The sequence below is a fragment of the Aliiglaciecola lipolytica E3 genome (assembly GCF_000314975.1).
GTDB lineage: Bacteria > Pseudomonadota > Gammaproteobacteria > Enterobacterales > Alteromonadaceae > Aliiglaciecola > Aliiglaciecola lipolytica.
In genome coordinates this window covers 1-647 of record NZ_BAEN01000043.1, presented here as the reverse complement: position 1 = coordinate 647, position 647 = coordinate 1, and the positions used below count along the sequence as shown (strand labels likewise).

General features: G+C 41.6%; 1 protein-coding gene. It reads left to right on the top strand.

Features of this window, described 5'->3' with window-relative positions; translation table 11 throughout:
• Positions 1-617: IS3 family transposase (locus GLIP_RS11555; protein WP_040522741.1), on the top strand; the 617-nt coding region annotated here is incomplete at its 5' end.
• Positions 618-647 lie beyond the last annotated feature (30 nt).

The following is a 647-nucleotide window of genomic DNA, read 5'->3' as shown; positions in this document are numbered from 1 at the left end:
GTGTACAGCGCTTGATGGGCGAGCTTGGCTTGAAATCAAAAGTCAGGCCCAAACGCTACAAGTCTTACAAAGGTGAAGTCGGTAGAGTCGCTGAAAATGTTCTTAAACGTGAATTTACGGCAAAGAAGCCCAACCAAAAATGGGTGACCGATGTGACAGAATTTAAGGTCAATGGCCAGAAAGTATATCTGTCACCGATAATAGACCTGTTTAACCAAGAAGTGGTCAGCTATGAGGTACGAACATCTGTCACATTACCCTTAGTCACTGATATGCTAAAAACCGCAACAGCAAAGCTGCTGAAGCATGAGAGACCACTCATACACTCAGACCAAGGTTGGCAATATCAAAATAAAAGATACCAACAACACCTGAAAGAGCATGGGCTGCTTCAGAGTATGTCCAGAAAAGGAAACTGCTTAGACAATGCCGTTGCAGAGAATTTCTTCGGCATATTAAAAACTGAGATGTATCACAATGAGACGTTCAAGGATGCAAATGAACTCATTGAAAACATCAAAGAATATATCGATTATTACAACAACGAACGCATTAAGCTAAAACTAAAAGGCCTGAGTCCGATACAATATCGAAATCAGGCCTTGGTTGCCGCTTAGAAATGAGTCCAACTTAATGGGGTCACTTCA